Below are 18,377 nucleotides of genomic sequence, written 5' to 3'. Positions count from 1 at the left end.
AACTCGTGAGCTTTTTACCCCAATTAAAAGCCTGCCTTATCGCAGGCTTTTTGATCTTATCCTTGCCAGCTGATGCCAGCGAGCTCAGTCGTCGCCAGGCTGAACTCAAGCAGATCCAGCAAGAGATCAATAAGCAGCACAATGCTGTCTCGAAAATCAGTAAGCAAAGAGAAAAGCTGCAATCTTTGCTCAAGCAAGACGAGCAAGCCATTGCGACTATCGCTCGCAAAGCTAACCTCACCAAGCAACAATTACAGACCACAAAAAATCAACTCGAGCAATTATCTGGTGAGTTTGAACAGCTAAACGCCGACCAGCAAAAACAACAACAAACGCTATCAAAACAACTGTCTGCGGCCTATTTAGCCGGTAATCACGATTACAGTAAAATGCTGCTTAATCAACAGCAACCCGCCACCATAGAAAGAATGCTGGCTTATTATCAATACCTCAATAAAGCCCGCATCAATGCCATTGAATCGCTCAAAAACACGCAAACGCAACTCGAGCAAGTCAAAGCCCAGCAATTAAGCCGCCAAGATGAACTCAATAAGCTCATTTTGACTCAGCGTCAGCAGCAAGAGCAATTGGCTGACGAGCAAACGCAAAGAAAACAAACATTAAGCCAGCTACAACAGACGCTCAATACTCAAGGCGCTCAGCTTGAACAGTTGCAGTTAGAAGAAGGCAGCATTAAGCATTTATTGAAGCAAGCCGCCGAAGCCAGCAAAGCCAATCCCAGCATGAGTGGTTTAGCCAAACAGAAAGGCAAATTAGCATGGCCAGTGTCCGGCAAAGTGCAGGCAAGTTTTGGCAGTCAGCGTTCGGGCAATGTCAGCTGGAAAGGGGTGTTACTCAAAGCACCCGAAGGGCGCACTGTCAAAGCTATTGCCTCAGGCAAAGTGATTTATGCCGATTGGTTAAAAGGCTTTGGCATGGTATTAGTGGTAGATCACGGTCAAGGCTATATGAGCCTATATGGTTATGCCCAAGCCTTGCTTAAAAATCCAGGCGATACAGTGGCTAAAGGTGATAATGTTGCCTTAGTCGGTCAATCCGGTGGACAAACCGAGCCTGGCTTATACTTTGAAATACGGCATAAGGGACAGGCCGTTAATCCGGCTACTTATTGTCGGAATTAATCAGTCCCACAGGGGGCTGAATGGCACTAGTAAAGGCGATAATTCTGCTAATTTGCGGGGCGGTGCTAGGCGTACTGTCGACTCTTTGGCATCAAAGTGACGCAGCGCCGCCAGTCCCAGCAACTAACACAATAAGTGAAGTCATTAATCTGGTACAAACTCATTATGTTGATAGCTTGAGTGAGCAGCAATTGATAGACGCGGCCCTGCAAGGCATAGTCAGCCAGCTCGACCCTTATTCAAGTTACTTATCCCAGCCAGATTTACTACTGTTAGAACAAAGCAATAAAGGCGAATATTTTGGTTTTGGCTTTGAAGTGGCTGCTGATAATAAAACCGATGAAATTCGTATACTGACTCCATTCTACCCTTCACCTGCGGCGCATGCAGGTATAGAGCCTGGCGACATCATCACACATCTATTTGCTGAACCAGTTAACGCCGCTAAGCTTAACGATTTCTTAGCAGCGATTCGCCGCTACAGCCATCAGCGGCAGAATATCGAATTGAGTTTATATCGTCAGGGAACGGTCGTAAATGTTGAGCTAGCACCCAATGAAATTCACATTGAATCTGTGTCGGTTGATATGCTTAAAAATAATATTGGCTACGTAAAAATAACTCATTTTCAAGAAGATACCGCCAGTAAGCTCGAAGGTTTTCTGCAGCAATGGCAACTGCAAACATTAACTGGTGTCATACTCGATTTACGCGATAACCCCGGCGGCTTATTAGATCAAGCCGTACAAGTCGCTGATTTATTACTCGATGATGGCAAGATTGTTTCTGTCCAAGGGCGCTATTTTGCGGCCAACACGATTTATTTTGCCGATGAGACCAGCATAATTAACGGCATTCCCATGGTCGTACTAATAAATCATGGCTCAGCGTCAGCAGCTGAAATTGTTGCAGCCGCCCTACAAGAAAATCGCCGCGCCTTACTCATGGGGGAAACTAGCTTTGGCAAAGGGACAGTGCAAACTGTCTTACCTATGGAGTCACAACTTAGCGCCATGAAACTCACTATCGCTAATTATCTAACCCCTGCAGGCAACAAGGTTCATCAACAAGGAATAGAGCCCGACATAAAAATAAATGTTAATGATATATTAACAGCCAAGAATGTGGATATAATCGGCAATTCATCCAATAACAAAGAAAAACAATCAGATGAGATTTTGGCTACTGCAATCCATTGGTTTTCCGCTTCGCCGTAACCCCCAGATTTTTTTGTTATTAGCCGCTCTTAGTGGAATGCTTGCAAAGCCTGTATTAGCTGGACAAATCGCCATCATTATCGATGATATTGGTTATCGCCATACGGATAGTAACGTATTAAGTTTGCCACCCTCAGTGACTTTATCTATTTTGCCTCATACCAAAATTGGATCAAATATAGCCACACAAGCTCATCACAACGGCCATGACATTATGGTGCATCTTCCCATGCAAGCGCTCAATGGTAAAGCACTTGGGCTCGGCGGTTTAACCAATCATATGAATGAGGAACAAATGAGGCGCTCAATCAAGGCGTCGGTAGGTAGCGTGCCCCACGCTATTGGGGTGAATAATCATATGGGAAGTTTATTGACTCAACTGGCAGAGCCTATGACTTGGTTGATGCAAGAATTAAAGCAGCATGATTTATTCTTTGTTGATAGCAATACCACGCGCTTTAGTAAGGCAGCGCAAAAAGCCGAACAACAAGGTATTCCATTACTTACTCGACAAATATTCTTAGATAATCAGCTAGATAACGCCTCACTTGAGCGGCAATTTAAGCACTTAATGCAACTAAGCCACAGCCAAGGCTACGCTGTAATAATTGCGCACCCACACCCAGAAACGGTTCGATTTTTGAAAAATAACCTGCAGCGTTTAGAGAGTGAAGGCATTAGCTTAGTGCCAGTATCAAGCTTACTCCCTTACAAACTGGCGTTAACTCAGCAAGATAAACCATCAAGCTAATGATGGTAATAGCTGTACTAATTGATCGCGATTAGACACCATATCCTGCAGATTATAGTGATCAAGCACAGTCAAAAATGCTTTAACTGCCTGAGCTAAGGCGACTTTCAGCTGACAAGCATTAATTAACTGACAAGCTGGCTGATGACAATCAATGACATTCATGGTCGGCTCGAGTTCTCTCACTAACTGACCTATATTAATTTGCTCCGCAGCCTTAGCTAATTTAAAGCCACCATTCTTACCGCGAACCGTATGCAGATAACCAAGCTTACCTAAGTTATGAATGATCTTAGATACATGATTAGGTGATAAATCAAACACCTGAGTAATTTCCGCAATACGATATAATTCTTCACGATTAGGCTTAATGGCCAAATACATGAGTGTACGTAATGCATAATCGGTATAACGAGTTAATTGCATTGTCTATCACCAGATGCTGTCAGAGCTTCGAGCTCAGTTATTAACCACATAGCCTCTGCATTATGAGTGCCGCAGACATCCATACTTGCTTCGAAATCATGACAGACAGCAGGGCGAGTCTCAGAGCCAAATAATAAACATAGGTTGTCACTACTCAACTGAATGCAACGAACGCCGGCAGGTTTACCTTGTGGCATACCTGGTATAGGTGTAGAAATACTTGGAGCAATACAACAAGCTCCACAGCCAAGACGACATTGCATGAACAGCCTCATATCAAAGAAATTACGACTCGATAATCGTAGCCGTCGATTATACCCGATCCCCACCTAAGTTGATCAATCAAACCTAAGTTCAGTAATCAAACACATGGAATATCACGCCTAATCCCAGCTAACATCAACATTTAGCCATTAACCTTTTCATTAATGATTCAGTCTCAAAACAAATAAGCAGAAATAAGCAGTAAGTTCAGCTTCAGGTTAACCTTAATATTTGAAAATATTTCGTAGGTATCTTAAAGAATAATTAGCAAAAAATGCAGGTGAACCAACTCAATTAACACTTGATCGCAAACACTATCCATAACATCACTAGATAAGCTGAATTAATCAGTTAAAAACCAACAAAAAACTCTTAAAAAACCTAAAGAAAAAAGCCCGCTGCGTGAGCAACGGGCTTTATCGACTCTCTTCCGAGAAATTAGGCGCCTGGAGATGACCTACTCTCGCATGGGGAAACCCCACACTACCATCGGCGCGACTGCGTTTCACTTCTGAGTTCGGAATGGGATCAGGTGGTGCCACAGTGCTATGGTCTCCAGACAAATTTGGAAATTCAGAAAGCTAATTATTGAGTACTCAATCTTCAATCAAGTATTTTTCGATTCTTTCAGGCTTGTTCAGTAAAACCCATCTGGGTTGTATGGTTAAGCCTCTCGGGTCATTAGTACAAGTTAGCTCAACGCCTCACAACGCTTACACACCTTGCCTATCAACGTCCTAGTCTCGGACGGCCCTTCAGAGGACTTATAGTCCTAGGGATGACTCATCTTGGGGCTCGCTTCCCGCTTAGATGCTTTCAGCGGTTATCGATTCCGAACGTAGCTACCGGGCAATGCCATTGGCATGACAACCCGAACACCAGCGGTTCGTCCACTCCGGTCCTCTCGTACTAGGAGCAGCTCCCCTCAATCATCCAACGCCCACGGCAGATAGGGACCGAACTGTCTCACGACGTTCTGAACCCAGCTCGCGTACCACTTTAAATGGCGAACAGCCATACCCTTGGGACCGACTTCAGCCCCAGGATGTGATGAGCCGACATCGAGGTGCCAAACACCGCCGTCGATATGAACTCTTGGGCGGTATCAGCCTGTTATCCCCGGAGTACCTTTTATCCGTTGAGCGATGGCCCTTCCATTCAGAACCACCGGATCACTATGACCTACTTTCGTACCTGCTCGACGTGTCTGTCTCGCAGTTAAGCTGGCTTATGCCATTGCACTAACCGTACGATGTCCGACCGTACTTAGCCAACCTTCGTGCTCCTCCGTTACTCTTTGGGAGGAGACCGCCCCAGTCAAACTACCCACCAGGCACTGTCCCTAATCCCGATAAGGGACCTAGGTTAGAACATCAAAACTACAAGGGTGGTATTTCAAGGACGACTCCACACAAACTAGCGTTCATGCTTCAAAGTCTCCCACCTATCCTACACATGTAGGTTCAATGTTCAGTGCCAAGCTATAGTAAAGGTTCACGGGGTCTTTCCGTCTAGCCGCGGGTATACGGCATCTTCACCGCAATTTCAACTTCACTGAGTCTCGGCTGGAGACAGCGTGGCCATCATTACGCCATTCGTGCAGGTCGGAACTTACCCGACAAGGAATTTCGCTACCTTAGGACCGTTATAGTTACGGCCGCCGTTTACCGGGGCTTCGATCATGAGCTTCTCCGAAGATAACCCAATCAATTAACCTTCCGGCACCGGGCAGGCGTCACACCGTATACTTCATCTTGCGATTTTGCACAGTGCTGTGTTTTTGATAAACAGTTGCAGCCACCTGGTATCTGCGACTCCCGCTAGCTTAGAGAGCAAGTCTCATCACCGGCAGGAGCGTACCTTCTCCCGAAGTTACGGTACCATTTTGCCTAGTTCCTTCAGCCGAGTTCTCTCAAGCGCCTTGGTATTCTCTACCCGACCACCTGTGTCGGTTTGGGGTACGATTCCTGCTAACCTGAAGCTTAGAAGATTTTCCTGGAAGCATGGCATCAACTACTTCAGTCCCGTAGGACCTCGTCATCAGCTCTCAGCGTATGTATTCCCGGATTTGCCTAAGAATACCGCCTACCACCTTAAACGCGGACTACCAACGCCGCGCTAGCCTAGCCTTCTCCGTCTCTCCATCGCAGTTAGCACAAGTACGGGAATATTAACCCGTTTCCCATCGACTACGCCTTTCGGCCTCGCCTTAGGGGTCGACTCACCCTGCCCCGATTAACGTTGGACAGGAACCCTTGGTCTTCCGGCGAGGGGGTTTTTCACCCCCTTTATCGTTACTCATGTCAGCATTCGCACTTCTGATACCTCCAGCGTGGGTTACCCCTTCACCTTCAACGGCTTACAGAACGCTCCTCTACCGCGCATCTCTAATGAAATGCACCCGTAGCTTCGGTGACTAGCTTAGCCCCGTTACATCTTCCGCGCAGGCCGACTCGACTAGTGAGCTATTACGCTTTCTTTAAATGATGGCTGCTTCTAAGCCAACATCCTAGCTGTCTAAGCCTTCCCACATCGTTTCCCACTTAGCTAGTACTTTGGGACCTTAGCTGACGGTCTGGGTTGTTTCCCTTTTGACAACGGACGTTAGCACCCGCTGTCTGTCTCCCGCATAGTACTCATTGGTATTCGGAGTTTGCAAAGGGTTGGTAAGTCGGGATGACCCCCTAGCCTTAACAGTGCTCTACCCCCAATGGTATTCGTGCGAGGCGCTACCTAAATAGCTTTCGAGGAGAACCAGATATCTCCCGGTTTGATTGGCCTTTCACCCCCAGCCACAAGTCATCCGCTAATTTTTCAACATTAGTCGGTTCGGTCCTCCAGTTGATGTTACTCAACCTTCAACCTGCCCATGGCTAGATCACCGGGTTTCGGGTCTACACCTAGCAACTAAACGCGCAGTTAACACTCGGTTTCCCTACGGCTCCGCTATTCGCTTAACCTCGCTACTAAATGTAAGTCGCTGACCCATTATACAAAAGGTACGCAGTCACGGTCTCAAGAACCGCTCCCACTGCTTGTACGTATACGGTTTCAGGTTCTATTTCACTCCCCTCACAGGGGTTCTTTTCGCCTTTCCCTCACGGTACTGGTTCACTATCGGTCAGTCAGGAGTATTTAGCCTTGGAGGATGGTCCCCCCATGTTCAGACAACATATCACGTGTGCCGCCTTACTCGTTTTCATCTAAGGTTAGTTTTCATGTACGGGACTATCACCCTGTACCGTTGGACTTTCCAGACCATTCCACTAACACCCCCTAGACTTAAGGGCTAATCCCCGTTCGCTCGCCGCTACTTAGGGAATCTCGGTTGATTTCTTTTCCTCTGGGTACTTAGATGTTTCAGTTCCCCAGGTTCGCCTCATACAGCTATGTATTCACTGTATGATGACCACTTATGTGGCCGGGTTTCCCCATTCGGACATCGTTAGCTCAAATGCTTGTTACTAGCTCGCCAACGCTTTTCGCAAGTTACTACGTCCTTCATCGCCTCTGACTGCCAAGGCATCCACCGTATACGCTTAGTCACTTAACCATACAACCCAAATGAGTTTCACTTGAGCGTATTGCAACTAGCTGGTTTTTACTGTCTCTTGCTTTCGCAAAAGAACGCCTTGATTTACTTCATTTCTGAAGTTAAAGAATATCCAAAACACTTGATTAAAGTATTTTGAGAACTCAATTTTGTATCACCTAATGCTCGCGCATTAAGTTCTACTATCAGCTTTCCAAATTTTTAAAGAACGACACCCCTTCAAAGGAAGGTAATGTTTTGCTCGTCAACAAGACAAGGCAATCTGTGTGAACACTCAACAGTAATGCTAAATCGCATAGGTAAGGAGGTGATCCAGCCCCAGGTTCCCCTAGGGCTACCTTGTTACGACTTCACCCCAGTCATGAACCACACCGTGGTAAACGCCCTCCCCGAAGGGTTAAGCTATCTACTTCTGGTGCAGCCCACTCCCATGGTGTGACGGGCGGTGTGTACAAGGCCCGGGAACGTATTCACCGTGGCATTCTGATCCACGATTACTAGCGATTCCGACTTCATGGAGTCGAGTTGCAGACTCCAATCCGGACTACGATCGGCTTTGTGAGATTAGCTCCACCTCGCGGCTTTGCAACCCTCTGTACCGACCATTGTAGCACGTGTGTAGCCCTACTCGTAAGGGCCATGATGACTTGACGTCGTCCCCACCTTCCTCCGGTTTATCACCGGCAGTCTCCCTAGAGTTCCCACCATTACGTGCTGGCAAATAAGGATAAGGGTTGCGCTCGTTGCGGGACTTAACCCAACATTTCACAACACGAGCTGACGACAGCCATGCAGCACCTGTCTCAGAGTTCCCGAAGGCACTAAGCTATCTCTAGCGAATTCTCTGGATGTCAAGAGTAGGTAAGGTTCTTCGCGTTGCATCGAATTAAACCACATGCTCCACCGCTTGTGCGGGCCCCCGTCAATTCATTTGAGTTTTAACCTTGCGGCCGTACTCCCCAGGCGGTCTACTTAATGCGTTAGCTTGAGAGCCCAGTGTTCAAGACACCAAACTCCGAGTAGACATCGTTTACGGCGTGGACTACCAGGGTATCTAATCCTGTTTGCTCCCCACGCTTTCGTGCATGAGCGTCAGTCTTTGTCCAGGGGGCCGCCTTCGCCACCGGTATTCCTTCAGATCTCTACGCATTTCACCGCTACACCTGAAATTCTACCCCCCTCTACAAGACTCTAGTTTGCCAGTTCAAAATGCAATTCCCAGGTTGAGCCCGGGGCTTTCACATCTCGCTTAACAAACCGCCTGCGCACGCTTTACGCCCAGTAATTCCGATTAACGCTCGGACCCTCCGTATTACCGCGGCTGCTGGCACGGAGTTAGCCGGTCCTTCTTCTGTAGGTAACGTCACAGCTAACGGGTATTAACCGTCAACCTTTCCTCCCTACTGAAAGTGCTTTACAACCCGAAGGCCTTCTTCACACACGCGGCATGGCTGCATCAGGGTTTCCCCCATTGTGCAATATTCCCCACTGCTGCCTCCCGTAGGAGTCTGGGCCGTGTCTCAGTCCCAGTGTGGCTGATCATCCTCTCAGAACAGCTAGGGATCGTCGCCTAGGTGAGCCTTTACCTCACCTACTAGCTAATCCCACCTGGGCTTATCCATCAGCGCAAGGACCCGAAGGCTCCCCTGCTTTCCCCCGTAGGGCGTATGCGGTATTAGCAGTCGTTTCCAACTGTTATCCCCCACAAATGGGCAAATTCCCAGGCATTACTCACCCGTCCGCCGCTCGCCGGCAAAGTAACAAGTTACTTCCCGCTGCCGCTCGACTTGCATGTGTTAGGCCTGCCGCCAGCGTTCAATCTGAGCCATGATCAAACTCTTCAATTAAAGTTTTGTTCGGACCCAAAGGTCCTGCTCAATGAATTCTGTCGATTCGATGATAAATCACCGAATTTGCATGTTATGCGGACATCTTCGTTGAAGTCTCTTGCGAGACGTTTTAAATCGTTGTCGATTTATCAACTACTGTGAATGTCCACACAGATTTGCTTGTCTTCTACTTGTTAAAGAACGTTGCCGCTACGGGCTAGGGATGCGTATTTTACGCATTTCCTGTTGTGCGTCAAGTGTTTTATTCAACAACTTGTCGTCACTACTGAATACCTTAAGTAGTCAGTAAGTCGTCACTATCTACTGCGTTGCCGCACCATCTCGTGTCGATGGGCTGCATTATAGGGAGTGTTCGCTATTGTGCAAGCGCTTTTCGCTATAAAAAATGCCGCTCGGCTAGGGTTTAGCCAAAAGCGACATTTTATAGACAAAGCGAGTGAATTCTAAACTAAAACGCTAGTTGAGCCATTGCTGGATCAGCTTTTCAGCTTGTGGATCGGCCCAATCAACATAACTACGAACAAAGGCTATTAGCTCGCCTTGCTTATTCAGGATAAAAGTCGCTGGTATATAGTCAAGTGGGAAAATCTCACCCAAGGCCTGCTTGGAATCATAATAAGAAGTGAAGTTATTCATGCCTAAGTCAGCCAAGAAAGACTTAACTAGTTTCTGACCTTCTGCATCTATAGAGATAGGCAGAACGACAAAATCGGCATTTGAAAACTTTTTAGCTAAGGCGTCAAGGGCTGGTAGCTCACGGACACAAGGAGGACACCAAGTGGCCCACATGTTAACCATTACGACCTTACCTTGATATTGGCTAAAATCAATCGGGTTACCTTGATTATCACTAAAGCTGACTTTATCTAATGAGTAAGCTTTTGGTAACACTTGAATTTTATCAACCGTTGATTGCGGTTTAGCCTGTTCTGACGCGACCTGCATGCCAGGGTATGCACTCACAAGCTGACTCGCGCATAGCATACCAATAACCAATGCCTTAGCTAATACTCTCATTTAGATTGCTTTCCTTTTAGCAAGCGCTGCAGCTCTTGTTGATCTTCGGCGGATAAATTCACTGGCGCATTAGGCTCAATGCGCTGACGACGAATAAATTTAAACGCAATGAACAGACCAATAAGCAGTAACAACAAAGGACCTAGCCATAACACGTAAGTTTTAGCTTCCATTCTTGGCTTATAGAGTACGAACTCACCATAACGGCTAGTCATAAACTCTACAATTTGGTCATCACTCTTGCCTTCATCGACCATCTTATACACTTCAAGACGCAGATCGCGGGCAACTGGTGAGTTAGAGTCTACCAAGTTCTGGTTTTGACACTGTGGGCAACGTAATTCATTGGCCAGTGTTAACGCCCGCTGCTGATTACTTTGATTTTTGAATTCATAAGTATCTATGGGAGTCGCTTGCACAGCCGCAGATACTAACAGCACTGCTGACATGATTAAGTGGGATAACTTCATGACGTTGCTCCTGCGCTAGCGGCTTCGGCTTTTAACTGTTGCACCATAGGCAGCAAAGTTTCACGCCACACAGTCGGATCTATAGGACCTGCGAAGCGATATCTGATGATCCCGTTGTGATCTATGATGAAAGTTTCTGGCGCGCCATACACTCCGAGATCTAATCCTAAGCGACCATCTTTATCGAAGATGTTTTTCGCGTAAGGATCGCCTTCACGATTCAGTTCACGAATCGCTAAGCCGCGCTCGTCACGATAATTGATACCGTAAACTGGCACAATATTCTGACGCGCTAAGCTCATTAGGAACGGATGCTCGTATTTACAGCTTGGGCACCAAGTCGCCCAAACGTTCATTAAAGCGACCTGCCCTTTTAAATCCTCATTAGTAATCATGAGGTTCGGGTTTTCCAATTGTTGCAACTGGAAAGCCGGGATCGGCTTTCCTTCAAGTGCTGAATCTAATTTCTCTGGGCTTAAGAACAATCCTTTGAATAAAAAGACTGACATGCCCAGAAAAATAAACAATGGAATAAAAAGAATAACTCTATTTTTATTCATTACTTTCTTACCTATTAAGCGGTCGCAATTACTGCTGCATGAGATTCTTTAGCCGTTTGCTTTTGACGATAACGCTTATCAGACGCGGCGAAGAAACCACCCATCATCATGAAAATGCCGCCAAACCAAATCCAACGAACGTATGGCTTATAGTTCAAGCGCACAGCAAATTCCGTTGGGCTAATTGGGTCACCCATGGTCACGTACAAATCGCGAGTAAAGCCCCAGTCAATACCTGCTTCAGTCATATCCATGACCTGAACGTTATATTGACGACGGTCAGGTTTAAGCAAGCTAATGAACTCACCGTTTTTAAGGATCTCAACTTGGCCTTGCTTAGCGGTATAGTTAGGACCTACTACATTCTTAGTTTCAAGGAAGTTGAAGGTATAACCGGCTAATTCATGGCTAGCACCAGGCCCCATACGCACGCTCTTTTCAAGCGAGTAGTTAGACACCATAGTTGCGCCAAAAATAGACATAGCGATACCCAAGTGGGCAAGTACCATACCCAATTGACTACGACCCATACGAGTCAGCTTAATATCGCCTTGCTTACCCTTAACGATATGGTAAGCCGCCACTAACGTTGCTAGAACCACCCATACTGTGGTGCCGACACCTAACATCACCCAAACATTAAATTCGCTACCGAAAATAAATGGGGCAACAATACCAGATGCTGCAGCAATCAAAGCAGGCACTGTGAGTGAGCGCTTAAGTTCTCCAGCTTTAGCTTTTTTCCAGCGCAGGTTAGGGCCTATGCCCATAAACACAAACAGCACTAACACGATAGGCACAAACACAGCATTAAAATATGGTGGGCCAACCGAAATCTTACCCATGTTCAGAGCATCAATCAGCAGTGGATATAATGTTCCAAGCAATACAGTTCCGCAGGCAACGGTCAGCAATACGTTACAAACCAGCAACATAGTCTCTCTTGACCACAACTCGAAACGGGCTGGGCTGCTCATTTCACTAGCCCTGAATGCGAATAACGTCAGCGAACCACCCACGGCTAAACCAAGCAGCAAGAGAATGAACATGCCTCGGCTTGGGTCGGCAGCAAATGAATGCACAGAGGTTAATACTCCAGAACGAACAATAAAGGTTCCAAGCAAACTCAGTGAGAAAGCAAAGATAGATAGTAATACCGTCCAGTTACGGAAGGCGCCGCGCTTTTCAGTCACAATCACAGAGTGAACTAAGGCGGTACCAATCAACCAAGGCATGAACGATGCGTTTTCAACCGGATCCCAGAACCACCATCCGCCCCAACCTAATTCGTAATACGCCCACCACGAACCTAAAGCGATACCACCGGTAAGGAATACCCAAGCCGATAATATCCAAGGACGGCTCCAACGAGCCCAAGCAGAATCAAGACGACCACTCATAAGAGCGGCAATCGCGAATGCAAAGCTTACGGCAAAACCTACATAGCCGAGATACAGCATTGGTGGGTGGAAAATCAGACCCACGTCTTGCAGCATAGGGTTAAGGTCACGCCCCTCCCCAGGAACTGGGAATAAGCGCTCAAATGGGCTTGATGTCAGCAACATGAACAGCGTAAAGCCAATAGTGATAAAGGCTAAAATGCTTAACACTCGAGCCGTAAACACTTCTTCGAGGCCACGACTAAAAGTCGCTACCGCCGCAGCCCACACAGTTAATGAAAAGACCCAAAACAGCAGCGATCCTTCATGCCCACCCCAAACAGCTGCAATTTTAAAGAAAATTGGTAACTGCGAATTAGAATGATGCGCAACGTATGCAACAGAGAAATCATCGATAGCAAATGAATAGCCTAATGTGATGACCGATAACGTAATAAAGAAAAACATGCCATAAGTTAATGGCCAGGCATAGCGCACCAGATATTGGTCCTTGCGGGCAATTCCGATTAAGGGCACACAAGATAATAAGATGGCAAACGCTAAACCTATTATCAGTGAGAAGTGTCCAAGTTCAGGGATCATTGGGGTTCCTCGGTGTCACAGTGAATGTTGATACAACGTTACGCTGATCAACGCACAAAAATATGAATCACACATTAGATTGTACGAATTTTTGCTCATTTTAGTGTTTGCTATTGTATCTGTCTGCTAGTTTGACCGAATAATGGGTCAGGTGTCGCATTCTGAGTTAATACAAAACTGTCAACTCGTTAACAAAAATTACGTGCATCGGCAGTCTGACAGTCCATCATGGCAAAAGTTTCGGGATTTTTTCTTTATGATTTAATATGTGAACCAGTCCTCAAACTAGAATATAGACTGCGAGCTAGCTCTTATATTCATGTTCAATGAAGCATCTTTGCGTATAATCGCCGCATTATGTGTGGCAATATTGCCGCAATTTTGTAACTAACGTGAAGTGAAATAATGACCACCTTTTGGATTTTTATCGCTCTTGTCGTGTTAGTCAGCTTACTGCTGATTTGGGTACCTCATTTTCGGCAGCAAAAGTTGCTAATTGCTGAAGCCGCTGGCATACGCAACCAGACCAATATCGAACTTTTTAACGAACGCTTAGCCGTGTTAGAAAAAGAACTTGACGAAGAATTACTGGATCAGCAAGAGTTTGCCGCACTGAAGCAAGAACTGGAAATCAGTCTGCTGCAGGACATGAAGCAAGGAAGTGATGAGTCACTCACTGCCACCATCAAGCCAAAAAGCCCACTGATCCCAGCCGTCTTATCGATAGTATTAGTCGGTATTTCTGCTTACTGCTATCAGCATTTAGGCGCTTATCAAATGTTAGATCAGCCTATGACTGCCGCTAATCCTCACGCAGGCATGACGGCCGATCAAATCATGTCACAACAAGTGATGATGATGGAGCAGCAAGTTAAGGCTCAGCCAGATAACAGCCAGGCTTGGTTTAACTTAGGTCACGCTTACATTTCAGCTAATCGTTACGATGATGCCGTAACTTCTTTTGATAAAGTGATTGATTTAGTTGGTCTACATGCTGAGCTTATTGGCCCTAAAGCCACGGCTTTATTTTATAAAAATAATCAGCAAATGACGCCAGCTATTCAGGCCTTGATTGATCAAGCGTTATCGTTAGACTCAAAAGATCCATCAACCTTGTTATTAGTCGGTATGAATGCTTTCTTCAATGCTAACTACAGCGAAGCCATTAATGCATGGGAAACTATCTTAGGTAGTGATCGCACTGATGTTGATCGCAGCGCTGTGATTAACGCCATTGAGACCGCTAAAATGCGTTTAGGGGCTGAAACTGGCGAAATGCCACAAGATGCCACTCATCAAAAAACTATGACAAAAAATAACACTGCGCCAGCACCTAAAACCATGCCAAGCGCTGCCACTGTGACTATTGCCATTAGTATAGCGCCTGAATTGGCCGATAAAGTCGGTCCATCAGATATGTTATTTGTCTTCGCACGCCCAGTTACTGGTGCCAAGGTACCGTTAGCGGCTACCAAAATCAGCGTCAAAGCCTTGCCTGCCAATGTCGTGTTGGATGACACCACCAATATGGGCGGCGAAATGAAGTTAAGTGATGCTACTGCGGTTGAGATTATCGCAGTTTTATCTAAACATGGTAGCGTCAGACCACAAGCAGGTGACTTACAAGGCAAACTGGCTAACGTCAGCGTCGGTGGTAACGGCACTTTAGTGATTGATACCTTAGTGAACTAAGCCTACTGGCATTCATAAAAAGTTCATAAAAAAACCGGCCAAGGCCTAATGCCGTTCACTTAGTGTGAACGGCATTTTTCTTAGGCTTAATGGGATACTTGTTTTTACTCATTTTTAACGCACGTGGATAGGCTCTATCCCGTTTCCCATCAAGCTTGAACTGCCTCGCATTACGCACTATGTCCAAGACATCTCTCGGAACATTCCCTGGCGTTTGAGATGGCAGCTGAGTTAATTTTAAAATGATATAACTCGACGCATCTCTAAAGCTTAATTGGTTCGGATGTAACGACGGTAAGCTTTTAGCCATCAACACCATCTTGTATCTGATGAGGTTATAGGCCAACAGTACCCCCCACAATTCTTGGATAACCAGCTCTGGCAATTGACTGCGTAGCGTAAAGCGACTCTCCAGCAGATGTTGCTTCATCTCCCGATAGCCCACTGCTATCTCCCATCGATGGGCATATAAATCCACTATCTCGGCCCCCGGATAACGCAAGGGGTCAGTTAATCAGGTCAAAATGGAAACCAACTTACCTTTTACCGTCTTCGTCAGTAAGCGAGCTTCAATATTGTCAGGCAATAGGCCACTTCTTTCTGGCTTGAGGTGTGGTGGTTAACTGCACCAGTTGGTCGTGTTTTCCTAAAGAGCGTACCACTTCATATTGTGTGCCTTTCTTCAACGGCAGCAGCCAGTGGCTGTTAGGTTGAGCCTGTTGCCAGGCGTGCAAAAGCCCCAAGGAATAGAAGCCTCTGTCAAACAGAGTCAGGCTGTTATTGGGTATGCTGGATATCAGTTCGGCGGCTAAATTCATTTCACTGACAGCAACAGAATCAAAGGCACTGTTCAATACCAAGTGGCTGCTTAATTCCATCATGCAAACCATACGAATTTGAGGATAGCCAGCATCACCAGCAGCATTGGCGGTTTTGGCAAAGGCCTGGTTGTTTTGCTCACTATCAGGTGTTCGCCACACGACACCATCGACACCGTAGAGGTTGAGTCCACACCAATGAGGATGCTCGGCTCTCTCATGCCAGGTTTTGGCACTTCGCTTAAACATATCCTGAACAACGTCAGAGCCCAGCCGCTTGCGCGCTTGCGTGACAGCACTGCGAGCCACGTAATCCACCTCTTGAGGTAAGACGATAGCAAGCTTATTGATGAGAGAGCGGACGGACTCGCCTCTGAACAGAGCCATACCAATCACCGCCCAAATCATGGCATCCATAGGTAACTTACGTCGCCGTAAACTGGCAACACCATGTGAATCAAGGCACGACTGAATTAAATCAGGCTCAAGCACATCGGCCAGACAGGTGAATTCGGTATGGCGATTGATATGGGTACGCGCCAAAGCGTCTGAAAGTTGCATAAAAAAATCCGATGACATGGGGTCATCGGATTTTGATCCTTTCAGTGAGATCGTCAAGCAATCTGTCTTAACTGATCGGCATTAGGCCTTAGCCGGTTTTTTATTGCAGAAAGAGTCTTATTTAGACATAAACTCAATCGCGTTTTTGTAATCTTGATCGGTACAGTCAGTACACATACCGCCTGGTGGCATAGCGCCTTTACCAGTTTTAATAGTAGCTACTAAAGTATCCATACCTTGTGCCAAGCGTGGTTCCCAAGCCGCTACATCATGAACTTTAGGGGCACCAGCAACACCCATACTATGACAAACTTGGCATGCCTTGTTGTAAACAGCCTCTCCATCCTGAGCAAAAGCGCTTGGTGACATAGTCATCACAGCGAATGCAGTCATGGCTAACATTTTTTTCATGCTTATTTTCCTAATGCTAATATACAAAGCTCATCGCTGCCAAAACTGGGCAGACTCCTTTTGACAAACAAAGGTTACTACAATCTGTACAAAAACTCACGTTTTTGTGATCCATATCTATAGATTTGCAACATTGATGAAATTGATGTCAAAGATTTTGTATATTAGCAACTTGAGCAAAAGTTCCCACTTTAATTGGTTTCTTGGAAGCACTTCAAATTGCTGGAATATAGCGCTTAACCACAGTAACTCCCTATTTACCTTTATGTTAGTATCACTAATGTTAGATTTTCAGCACCCGATAGAGGATACAGTGACGGACCAAATGAATTCCCCATTAATATCAGCCAGTGAACTCACCTGCATTCGCGAAGAACGCATTCTGTTTGATGGTTTAAGTTTTGATATTGGTGCTGGAGATATTGTTCAAATCGAAGGTCCTAACGGTGCCGGAAAAACTAGCTTATTGCGCATTTTAGCGGGTCTATCGCGACCATATGCCGGTGATGTTTATTATCAGCAGCAAAATATCACCCACTACCGCGATGAATTTAACTCTGATCTGCTCTATTTAGGCCATTTAGCTGGCGTAAAAAGTGAATTAACCGCAGAAGAAAACCTTAACACTAACTTACGCTTAAGTGGCTACGATGACGCCAAAGTGGCTGCCATCTTGAGTAATGTTAATCTCACTGGTTTTGAGGATGCGCTGGCAGGACACTTGTCGGCAGGCCAGCACCGCCGCACCGCGCTTGCCAGACTTTGGCACACTAATTGTAAAATATGGATATTAGATGAGCCGTTTACTGCCATCGATAAGAAAGGTGTTGAAGATTTAGAGAACTTATTTTTAACACATGCCGCAAATGGCGGCTGCGTCATCATGACGACTCACCAAGACATGGGTGTTATCGCACATGATAGAGTTCGCAAAATCCGACTAGATTATCGCTTCCTATAAGGTTTACCTGGATGAAAAGCAGAAACCTCAATTACACCCAAGCATTTTTTACCGTACTCAATCGTGATTTGAAAATTGCGGTGCGTCATCGCGGTGATATTTTTAACCCATTATTATTTTTCGTTATGGTAGTGACCCTATTCCCTCTAGGTGTAGGACCAGAGCCGCAGATGCTGAGCCGCATTGCCCCTGGGGTAATTTGGGTGGCCGCACTATTGGCTTCAATGCTGTCGTTAGAGCGACTATTTAAAACAGATTATAGCGATGGCAGCTTAGAGCAAATGCTGTTAAGCCCGCAGCCACTGCCATTAATGATATTGGCAAAAGTAATAGCTCATTGGTTACTAACTGGTGTGCCTCTTATCATCATAGCGCCACTGCTAGCCGTATTACTGCACTTAGATGAAAACAGCTATGTCGCACTTATCGCCACCTTAGCCTTAGGTACGCCAGTACTGAGTTTACTGGGCGCCATTGGTATGGCGCTAACCGTTGGCTTACGCAAAGGCGGCGTGTTAGTAAGCCTATTAATCTTACCTCTTTATATTCCAGTGTTGATATTTGCCACCAGTGCTATCGATGCTGCGAGCATGAATCTACCTTTTGATGGTCAACTAGCGATTATTGCTGCTATGTTGGTCGGTTCTTTAACCTTGGCACCATTTGCAATTGGCGCCTCTCTAAGAGTGAGTACTAACTAAA

Annotated in this window: 13 protein-coding genes, 3 rRNA genes and 1 pseudogene; 6 read left to right on the top strand and 11 right to left on the bottom strand. The window is 46.0% G+C overall.

Features of this window, described 5'->3' with window-relative positions:
* The first annotated feature begins 5 nt into the window (after window positions 1-5).
* From AC1HDP_RS13330 to AC1HDP_RS13320, 3 genes are read left to right on the top strand one after another with little or no spacing between them, the layout of a single operon-like run.
* Complete coding sequence (locus AC1HDP_RS13330) at window positions 6-1,142, top strand: murein hydrolase activator EnvC family protein (RefSeq protein WP_479639100.1); 1,137 nt, start codon at window positions 6-8, stop codon at window positions 1,140-1,142.
* A gap of 20 nt (window positions 1,143-1,162) precedes the next feature.
* Complete coding sequence (locus tag AC1HDP_RS13325; RefSeq protein ID WP_479639099.1) at window positions 1,163-2,359, top strand: S41 family peptidase; 1,197 nt, start codon at window positions 1,163-1,165, stop codon at window positions 2,357-2,359.
* A gap of 37 nt (window positions 2,360-2,396) precedes the next feature.
* Entirely contained in the window at window positions 2,397-3,110 is a 714-nt protein-coding gene (locus AC1HDP_RS13320; protein ID WP_479639098.1) for a divergent polysaccharide deacetylase family protein, read from the top strand.
* On the opposite strand, the gene AC1HDP_RS13315 is transcribed toward AC1HDP_RS13320, so the two are convergent.
* From AC1HDP_RS13315 to AC1HDP_RS13275, 9 genes are all read right to left on the bottom strand, one after another.
* Window positions 3,102-3,536 carry an Rrf2 family transcriptional regulator gene (locus AC1HDP_RS13315; protein WP_479639097.1) on the bottom strand — a complete coding sequence of 145 codons (435 nt, stop codon included), beginning with the start codon at window positions 3,534-3,536 and terminating at the stop codon, window positions 3,102-3,104. The genes AC1HDP_RS13320 and AC1HDP_RS13315 overlap by 9 nt on opposite strands.
* Window positions 3,527-3,799, bottom strand: a complete 273-nt coding sequence (locus tag AC1HDP_RS13310; RefSeq protein ID WP_479639096.1) for a YkgJ family cysteine cluster protein — start codon at window positions 3,797-3,799, stop codon at window positions 3,527-3,529. Before AC1HDP_RS13310 ends, AC1HDP_RS13315 begins: the two co-directional genes overlap by 10 nt.
* Window positions 3,800-4,244: 445 nt before the next feature.
* Window positions 4,245-4,360: ribosomal RNA gene (gene rrf, locus AC1HDP_RS13305) — 5S ribosomal RNA — on the bottom strand.
* A gap of 100 nt (window positions 4,361-4,460) precedes the next feature.
* Window positions 4,461-7,353, bottom strand: a 23S ribosomal RNA gene (locus tag AC1HDP_RS13300).
* A 300-nt stretch (window positions 7,354-7,653) separates the two neighbouring features.
* Window positions 7,654-9,200: ribosomal RNA gene (locus AC1HDP_RS13295) — 16S ribosomal RNA — on the bottom strand.
* The 16S, 23S and 5S rRNA genes sit together here, the layout of an rRNA operon.
* A 459-nt stretch (window positions 9,201-9,659) precedes the next feature.
* Window positions 9,660-10,220 (bottom strand): TlpA disulfide reductase family protein, encoded by a 561-nt coding sequence (locus AC1HDP_RS13290; RefSeq protein WP_479639095.1) that lies wholly within the window; start codon window positions 10,218-10,220, stop codon window positions 9,660-9,662.
* Window positions 10,217-10,690 carry a heme lyase NrfEFG subunit NrfF gene (nrfF, locus tag AC1HDP_RS13285; RefSeq protein WP_479639094.1) on the bottom strand — a complete coding sequence of 158 codons (474 nt, stop codon included), beginning with the start codon at window positions 10,688-10,690 and terminating at the stop codon, window positions 10,217-10,219. The genes AC1HDP_RS13290 and nrfF overlap by 4 nt, the downstream gene beginning before the upstream one ends.
* Entirely contained in the window at window positions 10,687-11,250 is a 564-nt protein-coding gene (locus AC1HDP_RS13280) for a DsbE family thiol:disulfide interchange protein (protein ID WP_140930226.1), read from the bottom strand. Before AC1HDP_RS13280 ends, nrfF begins: the two co-directional genes overlap by 4 nt.
* 14 nt (window positions 11,251-11,264) lie before the next feature.
* Window positions 11,265-13,232, bottom strand: a complete 1,968-nt coding sequence (locus AC1HDP_RS13275; protein ID WP_479639093.1) for a heme lyase CcmF/NrfE family subunit — start codon at window positions 13,230-13,232, stop codon at window positions 11,265-11,267.
* A 405-nt stretch (window positions 13,233-13,637) separates the two neighbouring features.
* On the opposite strand from AC1HDP_RS13275, the gene ccmI reads away from it, so the two are divergent.
* Window positions 13,638-14,924 (top strand): c-type cytochrome biogenesis protein CcmI, encoded by a 1,287-nt coding sequence (gene ccmI / locus AC1HDP_RS13270; RefSeq protein WP_479639092.1) that lies wholly within the window; start codon window positions 13,638-13,640, stop codon window positions 14,922-14,924.
* A 55-nt stretch (window positions 14,925-14,979) separates the two neighbouring features.
* Here ccmI and AC1HDP_RS13265 read toward each other — a convergent pair.
* Window positions 14,980-16,303, bottom strand: a pseudogene (locus tag AC1HDP_RS13265) (IS4 family transposase).
* Between the two features lie 117 nt (window positions 16,304-16,420).
* On the bottom strand, window positions 16,421-16,714 hold the full coding sequence (locus AC1HDP_RS13260) for a c-type cytochrome (protein ID WP_479639091.1): 294 nt from the start codon (window positions 16,712-16,714) through the stop codon (window positions 16,421-16,423).
* 325 nt (window positions 16,715-17,039) lie between these two features.
* Here AC1HDP_RS13260 and ccmA point away from each other — a divergent pair, with 325 nt between their 5' ends.
* Together ccmA and ccmB are read left to right on the top strand one after the other, a co-directional pair.
* Complete coding sequence (gene ccmA / locus AC1HDP_RS13255) at window positions 17,040-17,675, top strand: cytochrome c biogenesis heme-transporting ATPase CcmA (RefSeq protein ID WP_479639090.1); 636 nt, start codon at window positions 17,040-17,042, stop codon at window positions 17,673-17,675.
* 11 nt (window positions 17,676-17,686) lie between these two features.
* Entirely contained in the window at window positions 17,687-18,376 is a 690-nt protein-coding gene (gene ccmB, locus AC1HDP_RS13250) for a heme exporter protein CcmB (protein WP_140930221.1), read from the top strand.
* The last annotated feature ends 1 nt before the right edge of the window (window position 18,377 follow it).

This window comes from Shewanella sp. ISS20 (genome assembly GCF_056522965.1).
This window is presented reverse-complemented; position numbering and strand designations above follow the sequence as displayed.